Annotated in this window: 25 protein-coding genes and 2 tRNA genes; all 27 read left to right on the forward strand. The window is 42.2% G+C overall.

Annotated features, from left to right (window positions below; genetic code table 11):
* Positions 1-188 (forward strand): hypothetical protein (locus tag HMPREF3002_RS11245; protein ID WP_218108602.1); only part of this gene is annotated, 188 nt, incomplete at its 5' end.
* A tRNA-Leu gene (locus HMPREF3002_RS02720) sits at positions 153-238 on the forward strand. The genes HMPREF3002_RS11245 and HMPREF3002_RS02720, both read left to right, overlap by 36 nt.
* 83 nt (positions 239-321) lie before the next feature.
* Positions 322-774, forward strand: coding sequence for a hypothetical protein (locus tag HMPREF3002_RS02725; RefSeq protein WP_070665160.1), 453 nt, complete (start codon positions 322-324; stop codon positions 772-774).
* A 190-nt stretch (positions 775-964) separates the two neighbouring features.
* A complete protein-coding gene (locus HMPREF3002_RS02730) occupies positions 965-1,846 on the forward strand; it encodes a class II fructose-bisphosphate aldolase (RefSeq protein ID WP_070665161.1) in 882 nt (293 codons plus the stop codon).
* A gap of 84 nt (positions 1,847-1,930) precedes the next feature.
* On the forward strand, positions 1,931-2,869 hold the full coding sequence (locus HMPREF3002_RS02735) for an alpha/beta fold hydrolase (protein ID WP_070665163.1): 939 nt from the start codon (positions 1,931-1,933) through the stop codon (positions 2,867-2,869).
* Positions 2,870-3,228: 359 nt separating this feature from the next.
* Positions 3,229-4,221, forward strand: coding sequence for an ABC transporter ATP-binding protein (locus HMPREF3002_RS02740; protein ID WP_070660809.1), 993 nt, complete (start codon positions 3,229-3,231; stop codon positions 4,219-4,221).
* 1 nt (position 4,222) lies between these two features.
* Positions 4,223-5,041 carry an ABC transporter permease gene (locus HMPREF3002_RS02745; protein ID WP_003017344.1) on the forward strand — a complete coding sequence of 273 codons (819 nt, stop codon included), beginning with the start codon at positions 4,223-4,225 and terminating at the stop codon, positions 5,039-5,041.
* 1 nt (position 5,042) lies between these two features.
* A complete protein-coding gene (locus tag HMPREF3002_RS02750; RefSeq protein ID WP_023919332.1) occupies positions 5,043-5,828 on the forward strand; it encodes an ABC transporter permease in 786 nt (261 codons plus the stop codon).
* Between the two features lie 38 nt (positions 5,829-5,866).
* The gene (locus tag HMPREF3002_RS02755) at positions 5,867-6,328 is read left to right on the forward strand and encodes a GNAT family N-acetyltransferase (RefSeq protein ID WP_023919330.1); all 462 of its coding nucleotides are present in this window, start codon (positions 5,867-5,869) and stop codon (positions 6,326-6,328) included.
* 46 nt (positions 6,329-6,374) lie between these two features.
* A tRNA-Thr gene (locus HMPREF3002_RS02760) sits at positions 6,375-6,447 on the forward strand.
* A 200-nt stretch (positions 6,448-6,647) separates the two neighbouring features.
* The gene (locus HMPREF3002_RS02765; RefSeq protein WP_049471759.1) at positions 6,648-6,959 is read left to right on the forward strand and encodes a LiaF transmembrane domain-containing protein; all 312 of its coding nucleotides are present in this window, start codon (positions 6,648-6,650) and stop codon (positions 6,957-6,959) included.
* Positions 6,960-7,258: 299 nt separating this feature from the next.
* Positions 7,259-7,705 carry a LytTR family DNA-binding domain-containing protein gene (locus HMPREF3002_RS02770; protein ID WP_003004160.1) on the forward strand — a complete coding sequence of 149 codons (447 nt, stop codon included), beginning with the start codon at positions 7,259-7,261 and terminating at the stop codon, positions 7,703-7,705.
* 4 nt (positions 7,706-7,709) lie between these two features.
* Positions 7,710-8,405: a LiaF transmembrane domain-containing protein gene (locus HMPREF3002_RS02775; protein WP_070665165.1), complete on the forward strand. Its 696-nt coding sequence runs from the start codon at positions 7,710-7,712 to the stop codon at positions 8,403-8,405.
* Between the two features lie 118 nt (positions 8,406-8,523).
* Positions 8,524-8,712: a 50S ribosomal protein L28 gene (rpmB, locus tag HMPREF3002_RS02780; RefSeq protein WP_001140948.1), complete on the forward strand. Its 189-nt coding sequence runs from the start codon at positions 8,524-8,526 to the stop codon at positions 8,710-8,712.
* 142 nt (positions 8,713-8,854) lie between these two features.
* Positions 8,855-9,220: an Asp23/Gls24 family envelope stress response protein gene (locus HMPREF3002_RS02785; RefSeq protein ID WP_003004393.1), complete on the forward strand. Its 366-nt coding sequence runs from the start codon at positions 8,855-8,857 to the stop codon at positions 9,218-9,220.
* Positions 9,221-9,222: 2 nt separating this feature from the next.
* Complete coding sequence (locus HMPREF3002_RS02790; protein WP_070665167.1) at positions 9,223-10,887, forward strand: DAK2 domain-containing protein; 1,665 nt, start codon at positions 9,223-9,225, stop codon at positions 10,885-10,887.
* A 284-nt stretch (positions 10,888-11,171) separates the two neighbouring features.
* Entirely contained in the window at positions 11,172-11,726 is a 555-nt protein-coding gene (locus HMPREF3002_RS02795; protein ID WP_049483529.1) for an SP0191 family lipoprotein, read from the forward strand.
* Positions 11,727-11,861: 135 nt separating this feature from the next.
* Positions 11,862-12,053 carry a hypothetical protein gene (locus HMPREF3002_RS02800; RefSeq protein ID WP_070665169.1) on the forward strand — a complete coding sequence of 64 codons (192 nt, stop codon included), beginning with the start codon at positions 11,862-11,864 and terminating at the stop codon, positions 12,051-12,053.
* 72 nt (positions 12,054-12,125) lie between these two features.
* The gene (locus tag HMPREF3002_RS02805) at positions 12,126-13,043 is read left to right on the forward strand and encodes an ABC transporter ATP-binding protein (RefSeq protein WP_070665170.1); all 918 of its coding nucleotides are present in this window, start codon (positions 12,126-12,128) and stop codon (positions 13,041-13,043) included.
* Positions 13,012-13,752: an ABC transporter permease gene (locus HMPREF3002_RS02810; protein ID WP_070665171.1), complete on the forward strand. Its 741-nt coding sequence runs from the start codon at positions 13,012-13,014 to the stop codon at positions 13,750-13,752. The genes HMPREF3002_RS02805 and HMPREF3002_RS02810 overlap by 32 nt, the downstream gene beginning before the upstream one ends.
* The gene (locus HMPREF3002_RS02815) at positions 13,749-14,846 is read left to right on the forward strand and encodes a sensor histidine kinase (RefSeq protein WP_070665173.1); all 1,098 of its coding nucleotides are present in this window, start codon (positions 13,749-13,751) and stop codon (positions 14,844-14,846) included. The genes HMPREF3002_RS02810 and HMPREF3002_RS02815 overlap by 4 nt, the downstream gene beginning before the upstream one ends.
* A gap of 1 nt (position 14,847) precedes the next feature.
* Complete coding sequence (locus tag HMPREF3002_RS02820) at positions 14,848-15,447, forward strand: response regulator transcription factor (protein ID WP_049485788.1); 600 nt, start codon at positions 14,848-14,850, stop codon at positions 15,445-15,447.
* A 188-nt stretch (positions 15,448-15,635) separates the two neighbouring features.
* A complete protein-coding gene (locus tag HMPREF3002_RS02825) occupies positions 15,636-17,336 on the forward strand; it encodes an acetolactate synthase large subunit (protein WP_023919317.1) in 1,701 nt (566 codons plus the stop codon).
* Positions 17,329-17,805, forward strand: a complete 477-nt coding sequence (ilvN, locus tag HMPREF3002_RS02830; RefSeq protein WP_023919316.1) for an acetolactate synthase small subunit — start codon at positions 17,329-17,331, stop codon at positions 17,803-17,805. Before HMPREF3002_RS02825 ends, ilvN begins: the two co-directional genes overlap by 8 nt.
* 68 nt (positions 17,806-17,873) lie before the next feature.
* Entirely contained in the window at positions 17,874-18,896 is a 1,023-nt protein-coding gene (gene ilvC, locus HMPREF3002_RS02835; RefSeq protein ID WP_003004157.1) for a ketol-acid reductoisomerase, read from the forward strand.
* 76 nt (positions 18,897-18,972) lie between these two features.
* Complete coding sequence (ilvA, locus tag HMPREF3002_RS02840) at positions 18,973-20,223, forward strand: threonine ammonia-lyase IlvA (protein WP_023919315.1); 1,251 nt, start codon at positions 18,973-18,975, stop codon at positions 20,221-20,223.
* 110 nt (positions 20,224-20,333) lie between these two features.
* Positions 20,334-21,227: an SPFH domain-containing protein gene (locus tag HMPREF3002_RS02845; RefSeq protein ID WP_003010253.1), complete on the forward strand. Its 894-nt coding sequence runs from the start codon at positions 20,334-20,336 to the stop codon at positions 21,225-21,227.
* Positions 21,228-21,286 lie beyond the last annotated feature (59 nt).

Consider the following 21,286-nt stretch of genomic DNA (forward strand, 5'->3'; position numbering starts at 1 on the left):
CAACTGTGCGGGGGTGGGAAGACGAACTCTTTTTAATTAGTCGGAGTTCTTTCCCACTCCCTTTTTGTGAAAAAATGACAAACTCTGAAAAAAGTTTGAAAAAAATCTTGACAAAAAAGTCGTTGATTGATATACTAGTAAAGTACTCAATCGCGGGGATGGCGGAATTGGCAGACGCGCAGGACTAAGGATCCTGTGACCGCTTTAGGTCGTGAGGGTTCAAGTCCCTCTCTCCGCATCGGATAATCAAGATAGCTTCGGCTATCTTTTTTTGTTTTCAAATTTCTTTGTGGTAGAATAGGTGTGAGATGAGGTGAGAAAATGAAGAAAAAGGATCTGGTTTTGGCCGATGGCCTCTTTGCACTATTGGGAAGTGCCATTAATTTTTTCGGTCCTATCCTGATTTTAGCGATGGCGATAGGCGCATACAAGGATACTTTTAGATATTTTATTGCCTTAAACATATGGAATGTTTTCATTTTTTTAGTGGCGATTGCTTCTAAGTATCTGCTCAGAGATGAAAAAAGGCTGAAAAGATGGATTCCCAATCTCTTTTTGATAGCGGGCTTTATTCTCTTTATTGCCTCAATCCTTGCTGTGTGTGAGAATATTCCCTTTCTTGAGGGCTTGGTAAACGGGCTTCTTGGGAAAATATTTACTGACAGTCAATTATTTGCTGGCTATTTCTATTCCCAATGGGTCGCAGGTGGACTCCTTGTGATTTGCGGAATTGCTTTTCTCCTTTCATTAAAAAAATTTAAAGAGAAAGATTAAAAGGGTCTTAAGCTCCTTTTTTTGCTTTTTGAATAGGATGGAAGTCTTAGGAGGAAGAGGGTTCCTCCTCATTTATCGTAAGAAAGCGCTTAAAGCTACAGGAAAAACTAGCAATTTCATCTAAAAAGTGATAAAATAAACAATGTAAGTGGGATTAACCCCACAAAAATTTATAGGAGGCCTATAACAAATGGCAATCGTTTCAGCAGAAAAATTTGTCCAAGCAGCTCGTGACAATGGTTATGCAGTTGGTGGATTTAACACAAACAACCTTGAGTGGACTCAAGCTATCTTGCGTGCAGCAGAAGCTAAGAAAGCCCCAGTACTTATCCAAACTTCTATGGGTGCTGCTAAATACATGGGTGGTTACAAAGTATGTAAAGCCCTTATTGAAAACCTTGTAGAATCAATGGGTATCACTGTACCAGTTGCTATTCACCTTGACCATGGTCACTACGAAGATGCTCTTGAATGTATCGAAGCTGGTTACACTTCAATCATGTTTGACGGTTCACACCTTCCAGTTGAAGAAAACCTTAAATTGGCGAAAGATGTCGTTGAAAAAGCTCATGCTAAAGGTATCTCAGTAGAAGCTGAAGTTGGTACTATCGGTGGTGAAGAAGACGGTATCATCGGTGACGGTGAATTGGCACCAATCGAAGACGCTAAAGCAATGGTTGCTACAGGAATCGACTTCTTGGCTGCAGGTATCGGTAACATCCACGGTCCTTACCCAGCAAACTGGAAAGGTCTTCACCTTGACCACTTGCAAAAATTGACTGAAGCTGTTCCAGGATTCCCAATCGTATTGCACGGTGGATCAGGTATCCCTGATGATCAAATCCAAGCAGCTATCAAACTTGGTGTTGCAAAAGTTAACGTTAACACTGAATGCCAAATCGCATTTGCAAATGCTACTCGTCAATTCGTACGTGAATACGATGCAAACGAAGCAGAATACGACAAGAAGAAACTCTTCGACCCACGTAAATTCTTGAAACCAGGTTTCGAAGCAATTACAGCAGCTGTTGAAGAACGTATCGACGTATTCGGTTCAGAAGGCAAAGCTTAATTAAAAACAGGAAAGCAAGGTCCCATGTGGATCTTGTTTTTTTGTTTGGGAAAGGTTGCTTCCAGGGGTTAATTTTTGTACAATATGCCTATGAAAAAATTCAAACTGTGGAGCTGGATCGTTTGTGGCTTTCTCCTGCTCTTTTTAGGTGCTACATTTGTTTTTCATCAAGTCAGTTTACGAAATGAAAGTAAGCTTCTCACACCCATTGGTAAACAAGTGACAGTCAATGGACATCGAATGAATGTTTCTATTAAAGGAGAAGGGCCTCAAACAATCGTTTTTCTTTCTGGTGCAGGTATCGCCTCTCCTATCCTAGACTTTAAGAATCTATCAGATCCCCTATCCAAAAAATACAAGGTTGTTGTCGTGGAGCGAGCAGGATATGGTTTTAGCCAAGATAGTGATCGTTCAAGAGATGTGATGGAGGTCCTTTCTGAGACCCGTCAAGCTTTGTCGCAAGCTCATGTTTCAGGTCCTTATGTGATTATTTCGCATTCTATGGCTAGTTTAGAGAGTCTTGCTTGGCAAGAGAAATATCCGAATGAAGTGAAGGCTTTGATTGGCCTGGATTGGGCCTTGCCAGCGAGTTATGAAGATTTAAAAGAACACCCAACTCTCATAACCTTAGCCTATTGGACGAGTAAGATTGGCCTGCTCCGTTATTTCCCAGAGTCCTTTTATATAAAAAATCCAACTCTGACTGAAACTGAACGACAACAATATAAATTACTAGCATATAAGCAGTTGATGTCACAAGCCATGCTTCATGAATCCCGTTTGGCAAAGGAAAATGCCAAGAAAGTTCCATCTAGCATTAATCCGAAAATTCCAGCCTTACTCCTGGTTTCTAACGGTGAAGGCACGACCTTTAGCCAATCAGAGTGGCAACGTTATGCAGAGAGATTTGCAAGCGACCAGTCTAATGTTCAAGTCGACTATATGGATGCGCCTCACGACCTCTATCATTATCAAAGCGATGCTATTGTTTCTCGTATTAAAGAATTTTTAGAGAATAATTGAGGGCTTAAAAATCCATTGAGACTGATGATAATAATTAAATGCTGAAGGATTAACAGTAGAATCGTTAATTTTCTCGATTAAAAAAATTCTTTTTCTTAACAATAAGCCTGCCCCTAAGGGCAGGTTTTTTGGTGTCTTAAGGAAACTATTTAACAGAATTTTTGATTAAAAGTTTCATTTTAAGAGAGAAATCTCTAATTTCATAATCTATAAGCAAACGCTTGCATTCCTTTTTTTATTGGATTATAATAGGTTGGTATAAAGCCTTCTGTAATAATATTGAGTAAGTGTAGAAAGTAAGGATTTAGAATATTTGTAGTCAAAAATACAATGTTGCTTCTTACGATAGGGAGATAGATATGGCAATGATAGAAGTGCAACATCTTCGGAAAAATTTTGTGAAGACAGTTAAGGAGCCGGGGTTAAAGGGAGCCTTGCGCTCCTTTATTCATCCTGAAAAGCAGACCTTTGAAGCGGTCAAGGATTTAACTTTTGAAGTTCCAAAAGGGCAGATTTTAGGATTTATCGGGGCAAATGGTGCTGGGAAGTCAACCACCATCAAAATGCTGACAGGAATTTTGAAGCCCACATCTGGCTTTTGTCGGATTAACGGCAAGATTCCGCAGGATAATCGCCAAGATTATGTCAAGGATATTGGAGTCGTTTTCGGACAACGCACCCAGTTATGGTGGGATTTGGCTCTGCAAGAGACCTACACGGTTTTGAAAGAGATCTATGATGTACCGGACTCGCTTTTCCATAAGCGCATGGACTTTTTGAATGAAGTTTTGGATTTGAAGGAATTTATCAAGGATCCTGTGCGGACTCTTTCACTAGGTCAACGGATGCGGGCGGATATTGCGGCTTCCTTGCTTCACAATCCCAAAGTTCTCTTTTTAGATGAACCGACTATTGGTTTGGATGTGTCGGTCAAGGACAACATTCGTCGGGCCATTACCCAGATTAATCAGGAGGAAGAGACAACTATTCTCTTGACTACTCATGATTTGAGTGATATTGAGCAACTCTGTGATCGGATTTTTATGATTGATAAGGGGCAAGAGATTTTTGATGGAACGGTTAGCCAGCTCAAGGAGACCTTTGGAAAGATGAAGACTCTCTCCTTTGACCTGACGCCAGGTCAAAATCATCTCGTCTCTCATTATGAGGGCTTGCCTGATATGTCCATTGATAGACAAGGAAATACTCTCAATATTGAATTCGATAGTTCCCGCTACCAGTCGGCCGATATTATCAAGCAAACCTTATCTGATTTTGAGATCCGTGATTTGAAGATGGTAGATACGGATATTGAAGATATTATCCGTCGCTTCTATCGAAAGGAGCTCTAAGATGGTCAAATTGTGGAGACGTTATAAACCCTTTATCAATGCAGGGATTCAGGAGTTGATTAGCTATCGAGTCAACTTTATTCTTTATCGGATTGGCGATGTCATGGGTGCTTTTGTGGCTTTTTATCTATGGAAGGCTGTCTTTGATTCCTCCCAGGAGCCTTTGATTCAGGGCTTCAGTATGGCGGATATCACCCTCTACATCATCATGAGTTTTGTGACTAATCTTCTGACTAGGTCGGATTCTTCCTTTATGATTGGTGATGAGGTCAAGGATGGTTCCATTATCATGCGCTTGTTGCGACCAGTGCATTTTGCGGCTTCTTACCTCTTTACGGAGCTTGGTTCCAAGTGGTTGATTTTTATCTCTGTTGGACTGCCATTTTTAAGTGTCATTGTTTTGATGAAAATCTTATCTGGGCAAGGGATTGTAGAAGTGCTGGGACTAACTACCCTTTATCTCTTTAGCTTAACCCTGGCTTATCTGATTAACTTTTTCTTTAATATTTGCTTTGGATTTTCAGCCTTTGTATTTAAAAATTTATGGGGTTCCAACCTACTTAAGACTTCCATAGTGGCCTTTATGTCTGGGAGTTTGATCCCCTTGGCTTTCTTTCCAAAGGTCATTTCAGATATTCTGTCCTTCTTACCTTTCTCATCCTTAATTTACACTCCGGTCATGATTATTGTTGGAAAATACGATGCTAGTCAGATTCTTCAAGCACTTTTGCTTCAGCTTTTCTGGCTTATAGTGATGGTGGGCTTGTCTCAGTTGATTTGGAAACGAGTCCAGTCATTTATCACCATTCAGGGAGGTTAGTATGAAAAAATATCAACGCATGCATCTGATTTTTATCAGACAGTATATCAAGCAAATCATGGAATACAAGGTAGATTTTGTGGTTGGTGTGTTGGGAGTCTTTCTGACTCAAGGCCTGAACCTCTTGTTTCTCAATGTCATCTTTCAACACATTCCCTCCCTAGAAGGTTGGACTTTTCAAGAAATTGCCTTTATCTATGGATTTTCCTTAATTCCAAAGGGACTAGATCATCTCTTTTTTGACAATCTCTGGGCTTTAGGTCAACGACTAGTTCGAAAAGGGGAGTTTGACAAGTATCTGACTCGTCCTATCAATCCTCTCTTTCACATCCTCGTTGAGACCTTTCAGATTGATGCCTTGGGTGAACTCTTGGTCGGTGGCATTCTATTAGGAACAACAGTAACTAGCATCTCTTGGACTCTTCCAAAATTCCTGATTTTTCTAGTCTGTATTCCTTTTGCGACCTTGATTTACACTTCTTTAAAAATCGCGACAGCTAGCATCGCTTTTTGGACCAAGCAGTCAGGTGCCATGATTTACATTTTCTATATGTTTAATGATTTTGCCAAGTATCCTATTTCTATTTACAATTCGCTCCTTCGTTGGTTAATTAGCTTTATTGTACCTTTCGCCTTTACGGCCTACTATCCTGCCAGCTATTTCTTGCAGGACAAGGATGGACTCTTTAATATTGGTGGTTTGATTCTGATTTCCCTTGTTTTCTTTGTTATTTCCCTCAAACTTTGGGATAGGGGATTGGATGCTTACGAAAGTGCTGGTTCGTAAGAGGTAAAGTAAGACTAAAATCAAGAAAGGAACTTATGATGTTTGTAATTAAAGAAGTCAAGGGTGAAGATCAAAAAATGGCAGTTGTCGCTGAGATTTTAAGGGATTTGCCAGAATGGTTTGGAATACCAGAAAGCACGCAAGCCTACATTGAAGGAGCTAAGGATTTACGAGTTTGGGCTGCTTATCAAGAAAGTGATGTAGTAGGGTTTATAAGTTTATCATATTCGAGTGAAGATTGTGCTGAAATTGACTGTCTAGGCGTGAAAAAATCATTCCAAGGTCAAGGAATTGGAAGGAAATTAATTACGACTATAGAAAGAGAAGCAGTCAAACAAGTGGACTACCTACAGGTCAAAACAGTCGCAGAAGGTTCAAATAAAGATTATGACCGAACAAATGTCTTTTATCGCAGTCTTGGTTTTAAAAAATTAGAGATTTTTCCGCAACTATGGGATCCACAGAATCCATGTCAGATTCTGATTAAAAAGATCAACTAAAAGTGCTTGACATCCGCTATCAGAGTGCTATACTAAGAAGGTAATCGCCGATTTAGCTCAGTTGGTAGAGCAACGCACTCGTAACGCGTAGGTCACAGGTTCGATCCCTGCAATCGGCATAGAAAAAATCTGCTTTGAAGGAGCGAGACGATGAATAATGGTGATCACATATTCGTTCGGTCTCGCTCCTTCTTTTGACCACATAGGCGCCATTTTTGACCACTTAGTCAAAAGTCCTTGTCTCCGTAGGAGCTCTCTGCTATCATAGAATCATCAAAGGAAGAAATACTTCCGAATAATCAAAATGAGGTATATGATGATGAAAAAACTACTTGGACTTGGATTTATTTTGGTTGCTCTTGCGGTTGTCACAATGGGAATGGTTGGTTTTCCAAAGCTCGATGTGAACATCTGGCCCCTATTTCCTGTTCTCTTATTTGCATTCTTTACACTTGAAAATCTCTTGAAAAAAGATTACAAGGCAAGTGTTATCTGCGCCTTGATCGCATTTATGATCGCAAATGCGATTTACGATGTCCTGCCGGTTTCAAATGGTCTGGTCATCACAGCAGGTGTGCTCGCTTGCGTAGGTCTTAGTTTTCTTTTACCGGACAAGGAAAGCAATAAATAAAGAAAGGAGGCTGGGATAAAAATCCTAGCCTCTCAATTGTCTTTGGATTGTCGAGCAAGACGCAGTGGTTGATGGGCTCTACTACGCTGATTTCATCAGCTTTTACAGCCCTACTCAACTGTGCGAAGGAGGGACGACGAAATCGAATTCTAACGAATTACCGATTTCTGTCCCACTCTCTTTTTTACTTCTCAAAAATGACCTCTTGATGGGGAAAACGTGCCACTTACTGAAAAGCCCTTGTTTTGTTTTCAACAGCTGTTATAATGGTACTATCAAAACGTTGGGAAAGGAGTTTTATGAAAGTTAGAATCGAATTGGATCCATCTATGGACGAGCCTGAGATCTTGATTCGAGCTCCGCGCTTGACCCCGGAGTTGACCCAGCTGCAAGAGAGAATCCTCGAACAAAAGGTTGCTCCTTTGGCCTTTTACAAGGATCGAAGTGAGTATTTTCTGGATGTGGCATCGATCCTCTTTTTTGAGACGGACGGGGAGAAGATTTTTGGTCACACCAAGGACGAGGCCTATGAAGTTAAGCAGAAGCTCTATGAGTTGGAGGAGCTGCTTCCCATCGCCTTTTGTCGGATATCCAAATCCACCATTGTCAACGCAAAGCAGATCTATTCTCTAGAAAAGTCTTTTTCAGGAACCAGCACGGTCAATTTCTATCAGACCCATAAGCAGGTTCACGTATCCAGACGCTACTATCAACTCTTAAAAGAACGACTAAATGAAATGAGGTAATATCATGAGAAAAAAATTAATCGGAGTATTCTTAATCCTTTTAGCAGCCTTACTCCTTTTACAGGGCTATTTTGTAAAATGGGACATCAGCATCTGGACCTTAGCTTGGGTTACCTTGCTTGCCGTCCTGTCCCTCTCTAGTTTCTTAAAACGCCATTTTGGTTGGGGCTTCATCTATGGACTTTTAGCCCTCTTTTGTCTCAATGGGCAATACCATTTCCTCCCAGTTTCAAATTCAGTTGTCATCCTTTCCTCAATTCTCGCTGTGATTGGGCTCAACATTTTGTTTAAACCCTCTAAGAAAACAAAAGCCCGCCTAGCTTCCTATTCTGCTGGGTCCATGAGTAAGTCGGATGGCAATGACATTGATGTCACTTTTTCAACAGTGACAAAATATCTCAATGACCAACACTTTACCCGCGGAAGTGCAGATGTGAGTATGGGAGAAGCATCGGTTTATTTTGACAATTGCCGCATCGAGGGTCCATCTGCTCAGTTTGTTGTCGATGTTTCCCTTGGAAGTTTGAGTCTCTATGTACCAAGTGATTGGCGTGTCCATGTAAATGTGGATAATTCCCTCTCAGCGATCCAACATCAGGAAAATCCAAGTGCTCTGACAAGCAAGGATTTCTACATTACGGGCGATGTTTCCTTAGGAAATCTGGAAATTATCTATGTCGGAGCGAATTCGTTTTCTTAAGTCGGAAATGAAAAACTTTGGCCAAAAGCTTGCCAAGAGAGATTTTTTTTGGTAATATAGTACGGTATGTGGTGCTAGCACATCCGTTATATTAGATCTAATAGGAGGAAACACAGAAATGGCTAAAGTATGTTATTTCACAGGTCGTAAGACTGTATCAGGTAACAACCGTTCACACGCTATGAACCAAACAAAACGTGCCGTAAAACCAAACCTTCAAAAAGTAACTGTCCTTATCGATGGTAAACCTAAAAAAGTTTGGGCTTCAGCTCGTGCATTGAAATCTGGTAAAGTAGAACGCGTTTAATAAAGAATATAGAACCTCATAGAGGTTCTTTTCTTTTTCTCTAGAGACAGCTGTCACAGCGGGTGAAGAATAGTCCCTACCCTTTTACAGTTGACCTCTTTTATGGTAAAATAGAATATAAAATACTTTTGAGGTAGAAATTATGACAGTAAAAATCAATACAAAGGACGGTCAAATTGAATTGACTGATGAGGTTATCGCAACTGTTGTAGGCGGTGCCGCTACTGAGATCTTCGGTGTGGTTGGAATGGCCAGCAAAAATGCGATCAAAGATAATTTCCAAGCCCTCCTAGGGAAAGAAAACTTCTCTAAAGGTGTTGTTGTCAAAACAACGGAAGCAGGAACTATCGCAGTTGATGTTTACACTGTTTTGAGCTATGGAACAAAGATTAGCGAAGTCTCAAAAAATATTCAAGAACGTGTGAAATTTAGTTTGGAAAATCAACTTGGAATCACTACGGATACTGTGAATGTCTATATTCAAAATATCAAGATTGTGGGAGAATAATCGTGGCTAATATTACTACAAGTTTATTTCAAGAAATGGTTCAAGCGGGGGCTACGCGCTTAAATAAACAAGCGGAATATGTAAACTCTTTGAACGTCTTTCCTGTACCAGATGGAGATACAGGGACTAATATGGGAATGACCATCGAAAATGGGGCCAAAGAAGTATCTGACCGTTCTGCATCAACTGTTGGAGAAGCGGCAGGGATCTTCGCTAAAGGTCTCTTGATGGGGGCGCGTGGGAACTCAGGAGTCATCACTTCTCAATTGTTCCGCGGATTTTCTCAAAGTGTCAAAGACAAAGAAGAATTGGATGGAGCAGCACTTGCAGCAGCCTTCCAGTCTGGGGTAGAAGTTGCTTATAAAGCCGTTATGAAGCCAGTTGAAGGGACTATTTTGACGGTTTCTCGTGGAGCAGCTATCGGGGCCAAGAAAAAAGCAGAATCTACCAACGATGCAGTAGAAGTCATGCGTGCCGCTCTTGAAGGAGCTAAAACAGCTCTTGCGAAGACTCCAGATATGTTGCCAGTCTTGAAAGAAGTTGGCGTGGTAGACTCTGGTGGTCAAGGTTTGGTCTTCATCTATGAAGGATTCTTGTCAGCTTTGACAGGTGAATTCATCGCTTCTGAAGAGTTCCAAGCAACACCTGCAACCATGTCAGAAATGATCAATGCAGAACACCACAAGTCAGTTGCTGGCCATGTGGCTACTGAAGACATCAAGTTTGGTTACTGTACAGAAATCATGGTCGCTTTGAAACAAGGTCCAACCTATGTCAAAGACTTCGATTATGATGAATTCCGTAACTATTTGAACAACCTTGGGGATTCCCTATTGGTGGTGAATGACGATGAGATTGTCAAAGTTCACGTCCATACAGAAGATCCAGGTCTTGTCATGCAAGAAGGTCTTAAGTACGGAAGCTTGGTCAAGGTGAAAGTCGACAACATGCGTAACCAACACGAAGCGCAAGTTGAAAAAGAAGAACGTCAAGCGAAGCCAGTTGAAGAAAAAGAATATGCCATCATCGCAGTAGTTGCTGGTGATGGATTGGCTGATATCTTTAAAGCGCAAGGGGTTGATTACATCATCTCTGGTGGTCAAACCATGAACCCATCAACAGAAGACTTTGTCAAAGCAGTTGAAGAGTTGAATGCGCGCAACATTATTATCTTGCCAAACAACAAAAATATCTTGATGGCGGCTCAATCTGCAGCAGAAGTGATTGATCAACCTGCAGCAGTTGTTGAGACCAAGACCATCCCTCAAGGATTGACTAGTCTTCTTGCCTTTGATGAAAGCAAGTCGATCGAAGAAAACTACGAACGCATGAGCGCTTCATTGAGTGATGTTGTGTCTGGTAGTGTAACGACAGCAGTTCGCGATACCACTATTGATGGGCTTGAAATCCATGAAAATGATAATCTTGGAATGGTCGATGGCAAAATCGTTGTTTCAAATCCAGATATGATGGAAACCTTGGAAGAAACATTCGCTCATATGTTGGATGAAGACAGTGAAATTGTGACCATCTATGTCGGTGAAGACGGCAGTGAGGAGTTGGCAAATGAATTGGCCCAAGCCCTTGCTGAAAAATACGAAGATGTAGAAGTAGAAATCCACCAAGGTGGCCAACCTGTCTACCCATACTTGTTTAGTGTAGAATAATTGAACAGAAGGTTCCTTTCGGAACCTTTTTTTGTATATAGAAAAACGAGGAGATTCCCTATGAAATCAGCGTGATTCAGAGGAATTGAGATTGAAGTGACCCCTACACGGAAGCTTTATTCGTGAGAAAAAGAGGTTTCTGCAAAAAGTCTCACATTCATCAGTTTTTTATTCAAATGGAAGAGCTTGAAAAGAGGGGGAAATGGTTTGAGAAGTGGAGTTTTTAGACAAGAAAGATGCGATATGTTATACTGGTATCAGTATGTGAAAGGAGAGTTATAAAAATGAAGAAATTTTTTGTAACCCTTGGGCTAGCCATTTTGGTATTGACTGGTTGTTCGCAATCCCAAACAAAGAAAACTACAACCGCTAGCTCATCTAGCAGTTCCTCTGTTAAAAAAGAAGTAAAAAATGAAGAAAAAACCACAACCTTAGTAGGAGATATCAATGGAACAAAACACCGGGATATCATCAAGTCTAAGGGAGACAAGGTTGAAAACCTTCGCATCGAAGTGACGGCCGATCTGCCCCAACAACTTGGGACCATCGCAGCAGAAAAGTCACCTGAAGAGCTCACAGCAGCCATTCAAGCTTTGCTGGAGCAAAATGAAGACTATAAGAAGCTAAAAACCGTTCCCGGTTTTAGTTTGGAATACACAGTCACCCCAGAGAAAAAATTGCTCTCAACCAGTGTGATTGACATCAACCAAATTGATGCCAAGTCTCTAGAAGAAATTTCTTACTTCAAAGATGCTGGTCTCAATGATTTGAAAAACATGAAGGCAGATGCCTTGGTCAAGGCCTTGAAACTGCATGGCATGAAAGAAGAAGGCCAGTAAGAAGAATAGAAAAAGTCGAGTGAAGTCACTCGGCTTTTTTTAGTGACTTTTGTCATGTGAGCCAGTGACAAAATTATCTAGTGGCTGTTATTTTCTTTCGCTATAATATAGTCAGAAAGTAAGAGGTAAGGAAAAATGAAACAATGGTTCTATAAAGTGTTTACGTTAACAGTGGTGGGGATGGTCGTCTATTTGATCTTTTCAAAGGATGATAGTCTCTATTACCATTTTCCTTGGGAATTATTTGCTGGGATTGGCATCATGAGCTGGGCAGTCCAGGAAGTTTTGAAAATGGTCAAGGCGGTTAAAAAGGAAATGGAGCAATGAACAAAACGGGAGTGACCTTGGTTGTTTTTGTCATCATTCCAGCTAGCCAAGCCTGCTTGAAAGGAGAGTATCATGAGCGTCATTAGAGTAGAGAACTTGAACAAAAGTATCAAAGGAAAGGTGATCCTAGAAGATCTTTCTTTTGCGGTTGAACGGGGGGATTGTCTGGCCTTGATCGGGCCAAACGGAGCTGGGAAAACAACCTTGATGAACTGTCTTCTGGGAGATAGGAAGGCGACTTCTGGGATCATTGAAGTAGAGGGGAAGGCTCCTGGTCATCCTCAGTTGAAGGCTAGTGTAACCTATCTCCCTCAAGAGAATGCCATCGTTCAAAAGTTAACCGTGCAGGAACTGATCAACTTCTTTCGCTCTATTTATCCCCAACCCTTAACAGGGGAAGAAATCGATGATTTATTACGTTTTAGCTCAGAACAAAAGAAGCAATTGGCTAGTAAGTTGTCTGGTGGTCAAAAGCGTCTCTTATCTTTTGTTCTAACCTTGATTGGTCGTCCTAGCTTACTTTTCTTAGATGAGCCAACTGCGGGAATGGATACGTCCACTCGCCAACGCTTCTGGGAGATCGTCGGGCATTTAAAGGAAGAGGGTGTGACCATTGTCTATTCTTCGCATTACATCGAGGAAGTAGAGCACACGGCTGATCGAATTTTGGTCTTGCACCAGGGCCATTTGCTTCGGGATACGACACCTCTCGCTATGAGAAGCGAAGAGGTAGAAAAACATTTTACCCTGCCTTTGCGCTACCAAGCTCTAGTGGCAGAGATGAAAGACGTTGGTGAAGTGGTCATTAAACCCGATGCCCTTCAGGTTGTGACACGGGATGCTAATCGTTTGTGGAGGCGATTGCAAGAAGAAGGATGTTCGATCCAAGAAATCGAAGTAACCAATCGAAGTTTATTGGATTCTATTTTTGAAAATACAAAGGAAGTAGGTAGAGAAGATGAAACGCATGAAAGCTCTCGGCGTGGTTGAGTGGCATTTGACCAGTCGCCAGGCCATTTATTACTTGTTATCAATTGGGATGCCCACGGCCTTTTATCTCTTCTTTTCAGGGATGTACCAGGACACGCCAGGGGCCCCCGCTCACTTTATGAGGGATTATCTCCTCTCCATGACGGCTTTTTCCATGATGTCTACGGCTATCTTTTCTTTTCCAACCGTTCTTGAAACCGATCGACTCAATAATTGGCAAAAAGTCTTGCACCATACCCCCGTATCTATGGTAGAATATTATCTAATAAAGGTTGTGGGTCTCTTTGTCGATTTTCTCCTATCGATTGGAGTTGTCTTTACCGTGGGCCATGTGGTGCGGCATGTGAATATGTCCCTACAGGATTGGGTCTTAGCAACCTTCCTTCTCATCTTAGGAAGTCTAGCTTTTGTAGCGATCGGTCTGGTCTTGACCCTGCTTCCTTCTAGTCAATTGATGTCTGTTGTGGGGAATCTCCTTTACATGGGACTGGCTGTCATGGGTGGACTGTGGATGCCCATTAGTCTCTTTCCAGAATGGATGCAAGCCATTGGCAAATGCTTACCAACCTATCAATTGATGGAACTGATTAAGACCTTTTTAAACAAGGGGCAGGTTAATGTCTTTGCGAGTGCCTATTTAACCTTGTTTACCCTGGTCTTGTTTGCCCTTGTTATCGTCTATCGTCGTCATTCTGAGGTTCGTTCATGATTGAAAAACTCAAACATATTCACCATATGTTTTACGTAGGCTTAATCTTTATGGCCTTTCCCTTTGCTTCTATTTTCTTGGGGCAGATTCCCTGGTGGCATTTCTTTTTAGCCATCTTCTTTATGATAAGCTATCTAGGAATCCTCATTACTGAAAATAAGAAACTGACCTGGCTTTTTTGGATTTATCTTCTGCTGTATATTGCAGGAAATACCTTTTTTGTTGGAACTAGCTTTTGTTGGTTTTACTATTATCTGAGCAATATTTTGCTCTATCGTTTAGGGATTCGCGATTTTCGCTCGCCCTTTCTTTGGACGGCTGTTGGATCACTACTGATCCTTTTTGGAGCCCTGTTATTTAATAGGGAGATGAGAGAAAATGATTGGCTTTTTGTCCTGATCGTCTCTTTGTTTATCGCGGTTATGACCTTTAGTATGGTTCGGATGGAGATGATGGAAGAGTTGAAAGCTGACCATGCCAAGCAAAACGCCCAGATCAATCTCTTGCTGGCAGAAAACGAGCGCCATCGGATTGGCCGTGATCTGCATGACAGTCTAGGACACACCTTTGCCATGCTGAGTGTCAAGGCGGACCTAGCTGATCAATTCTTGGCATTGGGCCAGGTTGAGAAGGCTAAGGAGCAGGTGCAAGAGATTCAAGCCATCAGTCAAGAGTCCATGCACCAAGTCCGAGAGATTGTCGAGAACTTGAAGCAGCGAACCCTGGCAAGAGAGCTAGAAACCGTCAAGCAAATGCTGGAAGTGGCGCAAGTAAAAGTGGAGATTCAAAATGAGCTTGATACAGCCAGCATCTCGCCGATTCTAGAATCTGCTCTGGCCATGGTATCTCTGGAATTAGCTACCAATATGATCAAACACGCCAAAGCGACGCAGGCTCTTCTCTCTTATCGCTCCACCGAGACAGGAGTGGAAATGGTCGCAGAAGACAATGGCATCGGCTTTGACAAAGTTTCCGACAAGGACCTGCACTCGATTCGCGAACGGATTGCCTTGTTGGGAGGAGAGCTGGAGATCAGTCATCAACACAAGCCGACCCGGATAGAAATACGGATCCCCTATCAAGAAAGGAAATAAGATGCGCTTATTAGTTGCTGAAGACCAAAGTATGTTGCGCGATGCTCTCTGTCAGCTCTTGCTCCTGCAAGAGGATGTGGAAGATGTCTTGCAGGCTGGCGATGGACAAGAAGCTATTCGCTTACTCGAAACCCATCCAGTTGATATTGCTATCCTAGATATTGAGATGCCCATCAAAACAGGGCTAGAAGTGTTGGAATGGGCCAAAAGCCAACAACCCCAGCTCAAGGTTGTCATCGTTACCACCTTTAAGCGGCCGGGCTATTTCGAGCGGGCCCTCAAGGCTGGAGTTGATGCCTATGTCTTGAAAGAACGTCGCATCACAGATTTAATGGCGACTCTTCATGCAGTATTAGCAGGGCAAAAAGAATATTCGCCTGAATTAATGGAAGGGATTTTGACCCATCCCAATCCTCTAAGCCCTCAAGAAAAGGCAGTTTTAAAAGAAGTCGCAAAAGGGGCTTCTAACCAAGAAATTGCTGATCGCTTATTCCTCTCAAACGGGACCATCCGCAATTATATGTCAACCATTCTGACCAAATTGGATGCGGAAAACCGGACTGAGGCAGCAAAAATTGCCCAAGAAAAGGGTTGGTTATAAGGAAGAAAAGTTTCTAGGAGTTCCTAGGGACTTTTTTTCTGATAGACCTAGCATTTTTAGAAAAACTCTCATTATTCGGATTTGGATAGAAAATTCAGAAAATTTACTATTTTTCCTTGAAATATTTTCTAAAAATGGTATGATAGTAGCATGCTAATTTGATATACAAAGTACTGGAAAGGAGAGACATGGAGAAAATTACCTTAGAAACTGCAAAAACCGGTTCAGAGCTCGTTCTTGAAACCCTGCGTGATTTGGGCATTGACACGATTTTTGGTTATCCTGGTGGAGCGGTTTTGCCTTTATACGATGCCATCTATAGCTTTGAGGGTATCCAGCATATCTTGGGTCGTCATGAACAAGGATGCTTGCATGAGGCTGAAGGCTACGCCAAATCAACTGGAAAGCTGGGTGTCGCAGTCGTCACTAGTGGACCGGGGGCGACCAATGCCATTACAGGGATTGCAGATGCCATGAGCGATAGCGTTCCCTTATTAGTCTTCACTGGTCAAGTCAATCGTGCTGGGATCGGGAAAGACGCCTTTCAAGAAGCGGATATCGTGGGAATTACCATGCCCATCACCAAGTACAACTATCAAGTACGTGAGACGGCAGATATTCCACGAATTATCACAGAAGCTGTCCATATTGCGACGACCGGCCGTCCTGGCCCTGTGGTAATTGACCTTCCAAAGGATGTGTCTGCTTTAGAGACAGATTTTATCTATGAACCAAGTGTGAAGCTTCCAAGCTACCAGCCTACCATTGAACCCAATGAATTGCAGATCAAAAAGATTTTGAAGCAATTGAGTAAGGCTAAAAAACCAGTTCTTCTTGCTGGTGGTGGAGTGAGTTACGCTGGAGCTGCAAAAGAGTTGATTGCTCTAGCAGAGCGCTATCAGATTCCAGTAGTGACTAGTCTTTTAGGTCAAGGAACGATTGCGACCAGTCATCCTCTTTTCCTAGGGATGGGAGGAATGCACGGATCCTTCGCGGCCAATATCGCTATGACAGAGACGGATTTCATGATCAGTGTAGGTTGTCGATTTGACGACCGTTTGACAGGGAATCCAAAGACTTTCGCTAAAAATGCTAAGGTTGCCCATATCGACATTGATCCTGCAGAGATTGGTAAGATCATTGCTGTCGACATTCCTGTTGTTGGCGATGCAAAGAAAGCCTTGCAGCAGTTGCTAGCAGAGCCGACGGTTCATAACAACACAGAAAAATGGATCGAAAAGGTGACCCAAGATAAGAACCGAGTTCGTTCATACGACAAGAAAGAACGGGTTGTGCAGCCACAAGCTGTGATTGAACGCATCGGAGAGTTGACCAAGGGGGACGCTATTGTCGTCACAGACGTTGGACAACACCAAATGTGGGCAGCTCAATACTATCCTTACCAAAATGAGCGCCAATTGGTGACATCTGGTGGTCTAGGAACGATGGGATTCGGTGTTCCTGCAGCTATCGGAGCGAAAATTGCCAATCCAGATAAAGAAGTTGTTCTCTTTGTCGGAGATGGTGGTTTCCAAATGACCAATCAAGAATTGGCAATCTTAAATATTTATAAGGTTCCGATCAAGGTCGTTATGCTCAACAACCACTCGCTTGGAATGGTCCGTCAATGGCAAGAAGCCTTCTATGATGGTCGGACGTCAGAGTCAGTCTTTGATAGCCTTCCAGATTTCCAATTGATGGCGCAAGCCTACGGGATCAAGAATTATAAATTTGATAATCCTGATACTCTGGAGAAGGATTTGGAAGTCATCACAGAAGATGTACCAATGTTCATCGAAGTAGACATTTCTCGGAAAGAGCATGTCTTACCGATGGTACCAGCTGGTAAGAGTAATCATGAGATGTTGGGGGTGAAGTTTAATGCGTAGAATGTTAACAGCCAAACTTCAAAACCGATCAGGTGTTCTGAACCGCTTTACTGGAGTCCTGTCGAGACGTCAAGTCAATATCGAAAGCATCTCTGTTGGTGCAACAGAAAACCCTAATGTATCGCGGATTACCATTATCATTGATGTTGCTTCGCATGATGAAGTAGAGCAAATCATCAAACAGCTCAACCGTCAGATTGATGTGATTCGCATTCGTGATATCACTGACAAACCACACTTGGAGCGCGAAGTGATCCTGGTGAAAGTTTCTGCACCAGCTGAGAAGCGGGCAGAAATCTTGGCCATTATTCAACCTTTCCGTGCGACCGTGGTCGATGTGGCCCCAAGCTCTATCACCGTTCAAATGACGGGAAATGCAGAAAAGAGCGAAGCCCTCATTCGTGTTATTCGACCTTATGGGATTAAAAACATCGCCCGCACCGGTGCAACCGGATTTACTCGAGATTAATTCTCGCCTTAACATTGTTAACCCCGCCTTAAAAAGGCAAATAATATAATAGAAAAGAGATTTTACTTATGGCAGTTCAAATGGAATACGAAAAAGACGTTAAAGTACCAGCACTTGATGGTAAAAAAATCGCCGTTATCGGTTATGGTTCACAAGGTCATGCACACGCACAAAACTTGCGTGATTCAGGTCACGATGTCATCATCGGTGTACGTCCTGGTAAATCATTCGATAAAGCAAAAGAAGATGGATTTGAAGCTTACCCAGTTGCAGAAGCAACTAAATTGGCTGATATCATCATGATCTTGGCACCAGACGAAATCCAAAAAGATATCTACAAAGATGAAATCGCTCCAAACTTGAGCGCTGGTAAAGCTCTTGGTTTTGCCCATGGTTTCAATATCCACTTTGGTTACATCAAAGCTCCTGAAGACGTAGATGTCTTCATGGTTGCACCAAAAGGACCAGGTCACTTGGTACGTCGTACTTACACTGAAGGATTTGGTGTACCAGCACTTTACGCTGTCTACCAAGATGCTACTGGTAATGCGAAAGACATTGCAATGGACTGGGCAAAAGGTGTTGGTTCAGCACGTGTTGGTCTTCTTTCAACAACCTTCAAAGAAGAAACAGAAGAAGATTTGTTTGGTGAACAAGCCGTTCTTATGGGTGGTTTGACAAGCTTGATCGAAGCTGGATTTGAAGTTTTGACAGAAGCTGGTTATGCACCTGAATTGGCTTACTTCGAAGTCCTTCACGAAATGAAATTGATCGTTGACTTGATCTACGAAGGTGGCTTCAAGAAAATGCGTCAATCATGTTCAAATACTGCAGAATTTGGTGATTTCGTAACTGGTCCTCGTGTTATCGGTCCAGAAGTAAAAGAAAACATGAAAGCTGCCCTTGCTGATATCCAATCAGGTAAATTTGCACGTGAATTCGTTGAAGACCACGATGCTGGTTTCCCACGTTTGAAAGCCTTCCGCAAACAAGCTGAAGAACTTGAAATTGAAAAAGTTGGTGCTGAATTGCGTAAAGCAATGCCATTCGTTGGTCAAAACGACGATGACGCCTTCAAAATCTACAACTAATTGTCTGTAGAAGACTAAGCAAGTTGGGACACCCTGGCTTGCTTTTTTGATCAATACACAGCAACAGAGGTATGAAATGATAACAGCAAAAGATGTGGCCAAGGCCCATAAAATATTAAGTGGAGTCGTTGTCAATACGCCCCTTGAATACGACCACTATTTATCTGAAAAATATGGGGCAAAGATTTATTTGAAAAAAGAAAACGCCCAACGTGTTCGTTCTTTCAAGATTCGTGGAGCGTATTTTGCAATTTCTCAACTCTCAAAAGAAGAGCGTGAGCGTGGTGTAGTGTGTGCTTCTGCGGGAAACCATGCGCAAGGGGTTGCTTATACTTGTAATGAAATGAAGATTCCAGCAACCATCTTCATGCCGATTACAACACCGCAACAAAAGATCGGCCAAGTCCGCTTCTTTGGTGGGGACTATGTAACGATTAAGTTGGTGGGGGATACCTTTGATGCATCAGCTAAGGCGGCCCAAGAATTTACTCTTGCAGAAAAACGGACCTTTATTGACCCGTTTGATGATCCACATGTACAGGCTGGCCAAGGAACAGTGGCCTATGAAATTCTTGAGGAAGCTCGAAAAGAATCGATTTCTTTTGATGCTGTCCTTGTCCCTGTCGGTGGAGGAGGCCTCATTTCAGGTGTTTCTACCTACATCAAAGAAACAGAGCCTCGGATTGAGGTCATTGGGGTAGAGGCTGAAGGAGCGCGCTCCATGAAGGCTGCTTTTGAAGCAGGTGGTCCCGTCAAATTACCAGAAATCGATAAGTTTGCAGACGGGATTGCTGTGCAAAAGGTGGGACAATTGACTTATGAAGTGACCCGTCAACATGTGGAAACCCTGGTTGGGGTCGATGAAGGCTTGATTTCAGAGACCTTGATTGATCTTTATTCCAAACAAGGGATCGTAGCTGAACCAGCAGGAGCGGCCAGTGTGGCATCCCTTGAAATCTTGCGCGAATACATCAAGGGGAAAACCATTTGTTGTATTATCTCAGGTGGGAACAATGACATCAACCGTATGCCTGAAATGGAAGAACGGGCTTTGATCTACGATGGAGTAAAACACTACTTTATCGTCAACTTCCCACAACGTCCAGGGGCCCTTCGCGAATTTGTAAATGATATCTTAGGACCAAATGATGATATCACACGTTTTGAATACATCAAGCGTGCTAGTAAGGGAACTGGCCCTGTCTTGATTGGGGTTACTTTGGCCAATAAGCATGACTATGCAGGCTTGGTTAACCGTATCGAGCGTTTTGATCCGTCTTTCATTAACTTGAACGGCAATGAAACTCTCTATAATATGCTGGTCTGAGTATCATGCAGAAATAATCGACTATTTAAGCAATATATTTTTATGGAATATATTGCTTTTTTATCAAGACTTGTGATATGATATGCGTAAATTAAAAGGAGGAATTTTTTATGCCTGGATTTTTTATCTTTATTTTATTCTTGCTAATGGTTGCAGGATTCATTGTGATTAGCTCACTATATGTGGTCAAGCAACAATCCGTTGCCATCATCGAGCGTTTCGGACGTTATCAAAAAATTAGCGATAGTGGCATTCATATGCGAGCGCCTTTTGGCATCGATAAAATTGCCGCACGAGTTCAATTGCGCGTCTTGCAGAGTGAGATCGTGGTTGAAACAAAAACTCAGGATAACGTATTCGTTACCATGAATGTGGCGACGCAATACCGAGTGAACGAAAGCAACGTAAAGGATGCCTACTACAAACTCATGCGTCCAGAATCACAGATTAAATCATACATTGAAGATGCTCTTCGTTCTTCTGTGCCTAAGTTGACCTTGGATGAATTATTTGAGAAAAAAGATGAAATCGCTCTTGAAGTTCAAAAACAAGTGGCAGAAGAAATGTCAACTTATGGATATATTATTGTTAAAACCTTGATCACCAAAGTTGAGCCAGATGCCGAAGTGAAACAATCCATGAACGAGATCAATGCAGCGCAAAGAAAACGCGTGGCGGCTCAGGAATTGGCAGAAGCAGATAAGATCAAGATCGTGACTGCTGCCGAAGCTGAGGCGGAAAAAGACCGTTTGCACGGGGTTGGTATTGCCGAGCAACGGAAGGCCATTGTCGATGGATTGGCAGACTCTATTAAAGAGTTAAAAGGTGCGAATGTAGACTTGACCGAAGAACAAATCATGTCTATTCTCTTAACCAACCAGTACTTGGATACCCTAAATAATTTTGCAGATAAAGAAGGGAATAATACGATTTTCCTACCAGCTAACCCAGATGGGGTCGAAAACATTCGTACACAAATATTATCAGCCCTGAAAGCAAAGTAAACTATTTCTCATTTTTTAAAAAAGGTTCGTATTTTCAGCGATTTTAGTTGACAAAATGT

Source organism: Streptococcus sp. HMSC065E03 (assembly GCF_001815045.1).
GTDB classification, from domain to species: Bacteria; Bacillota; Bacilli; order Lactobacillales; family Streptococcaceae; genus Streptococcus; species Streptococcus parasanguinis_AD.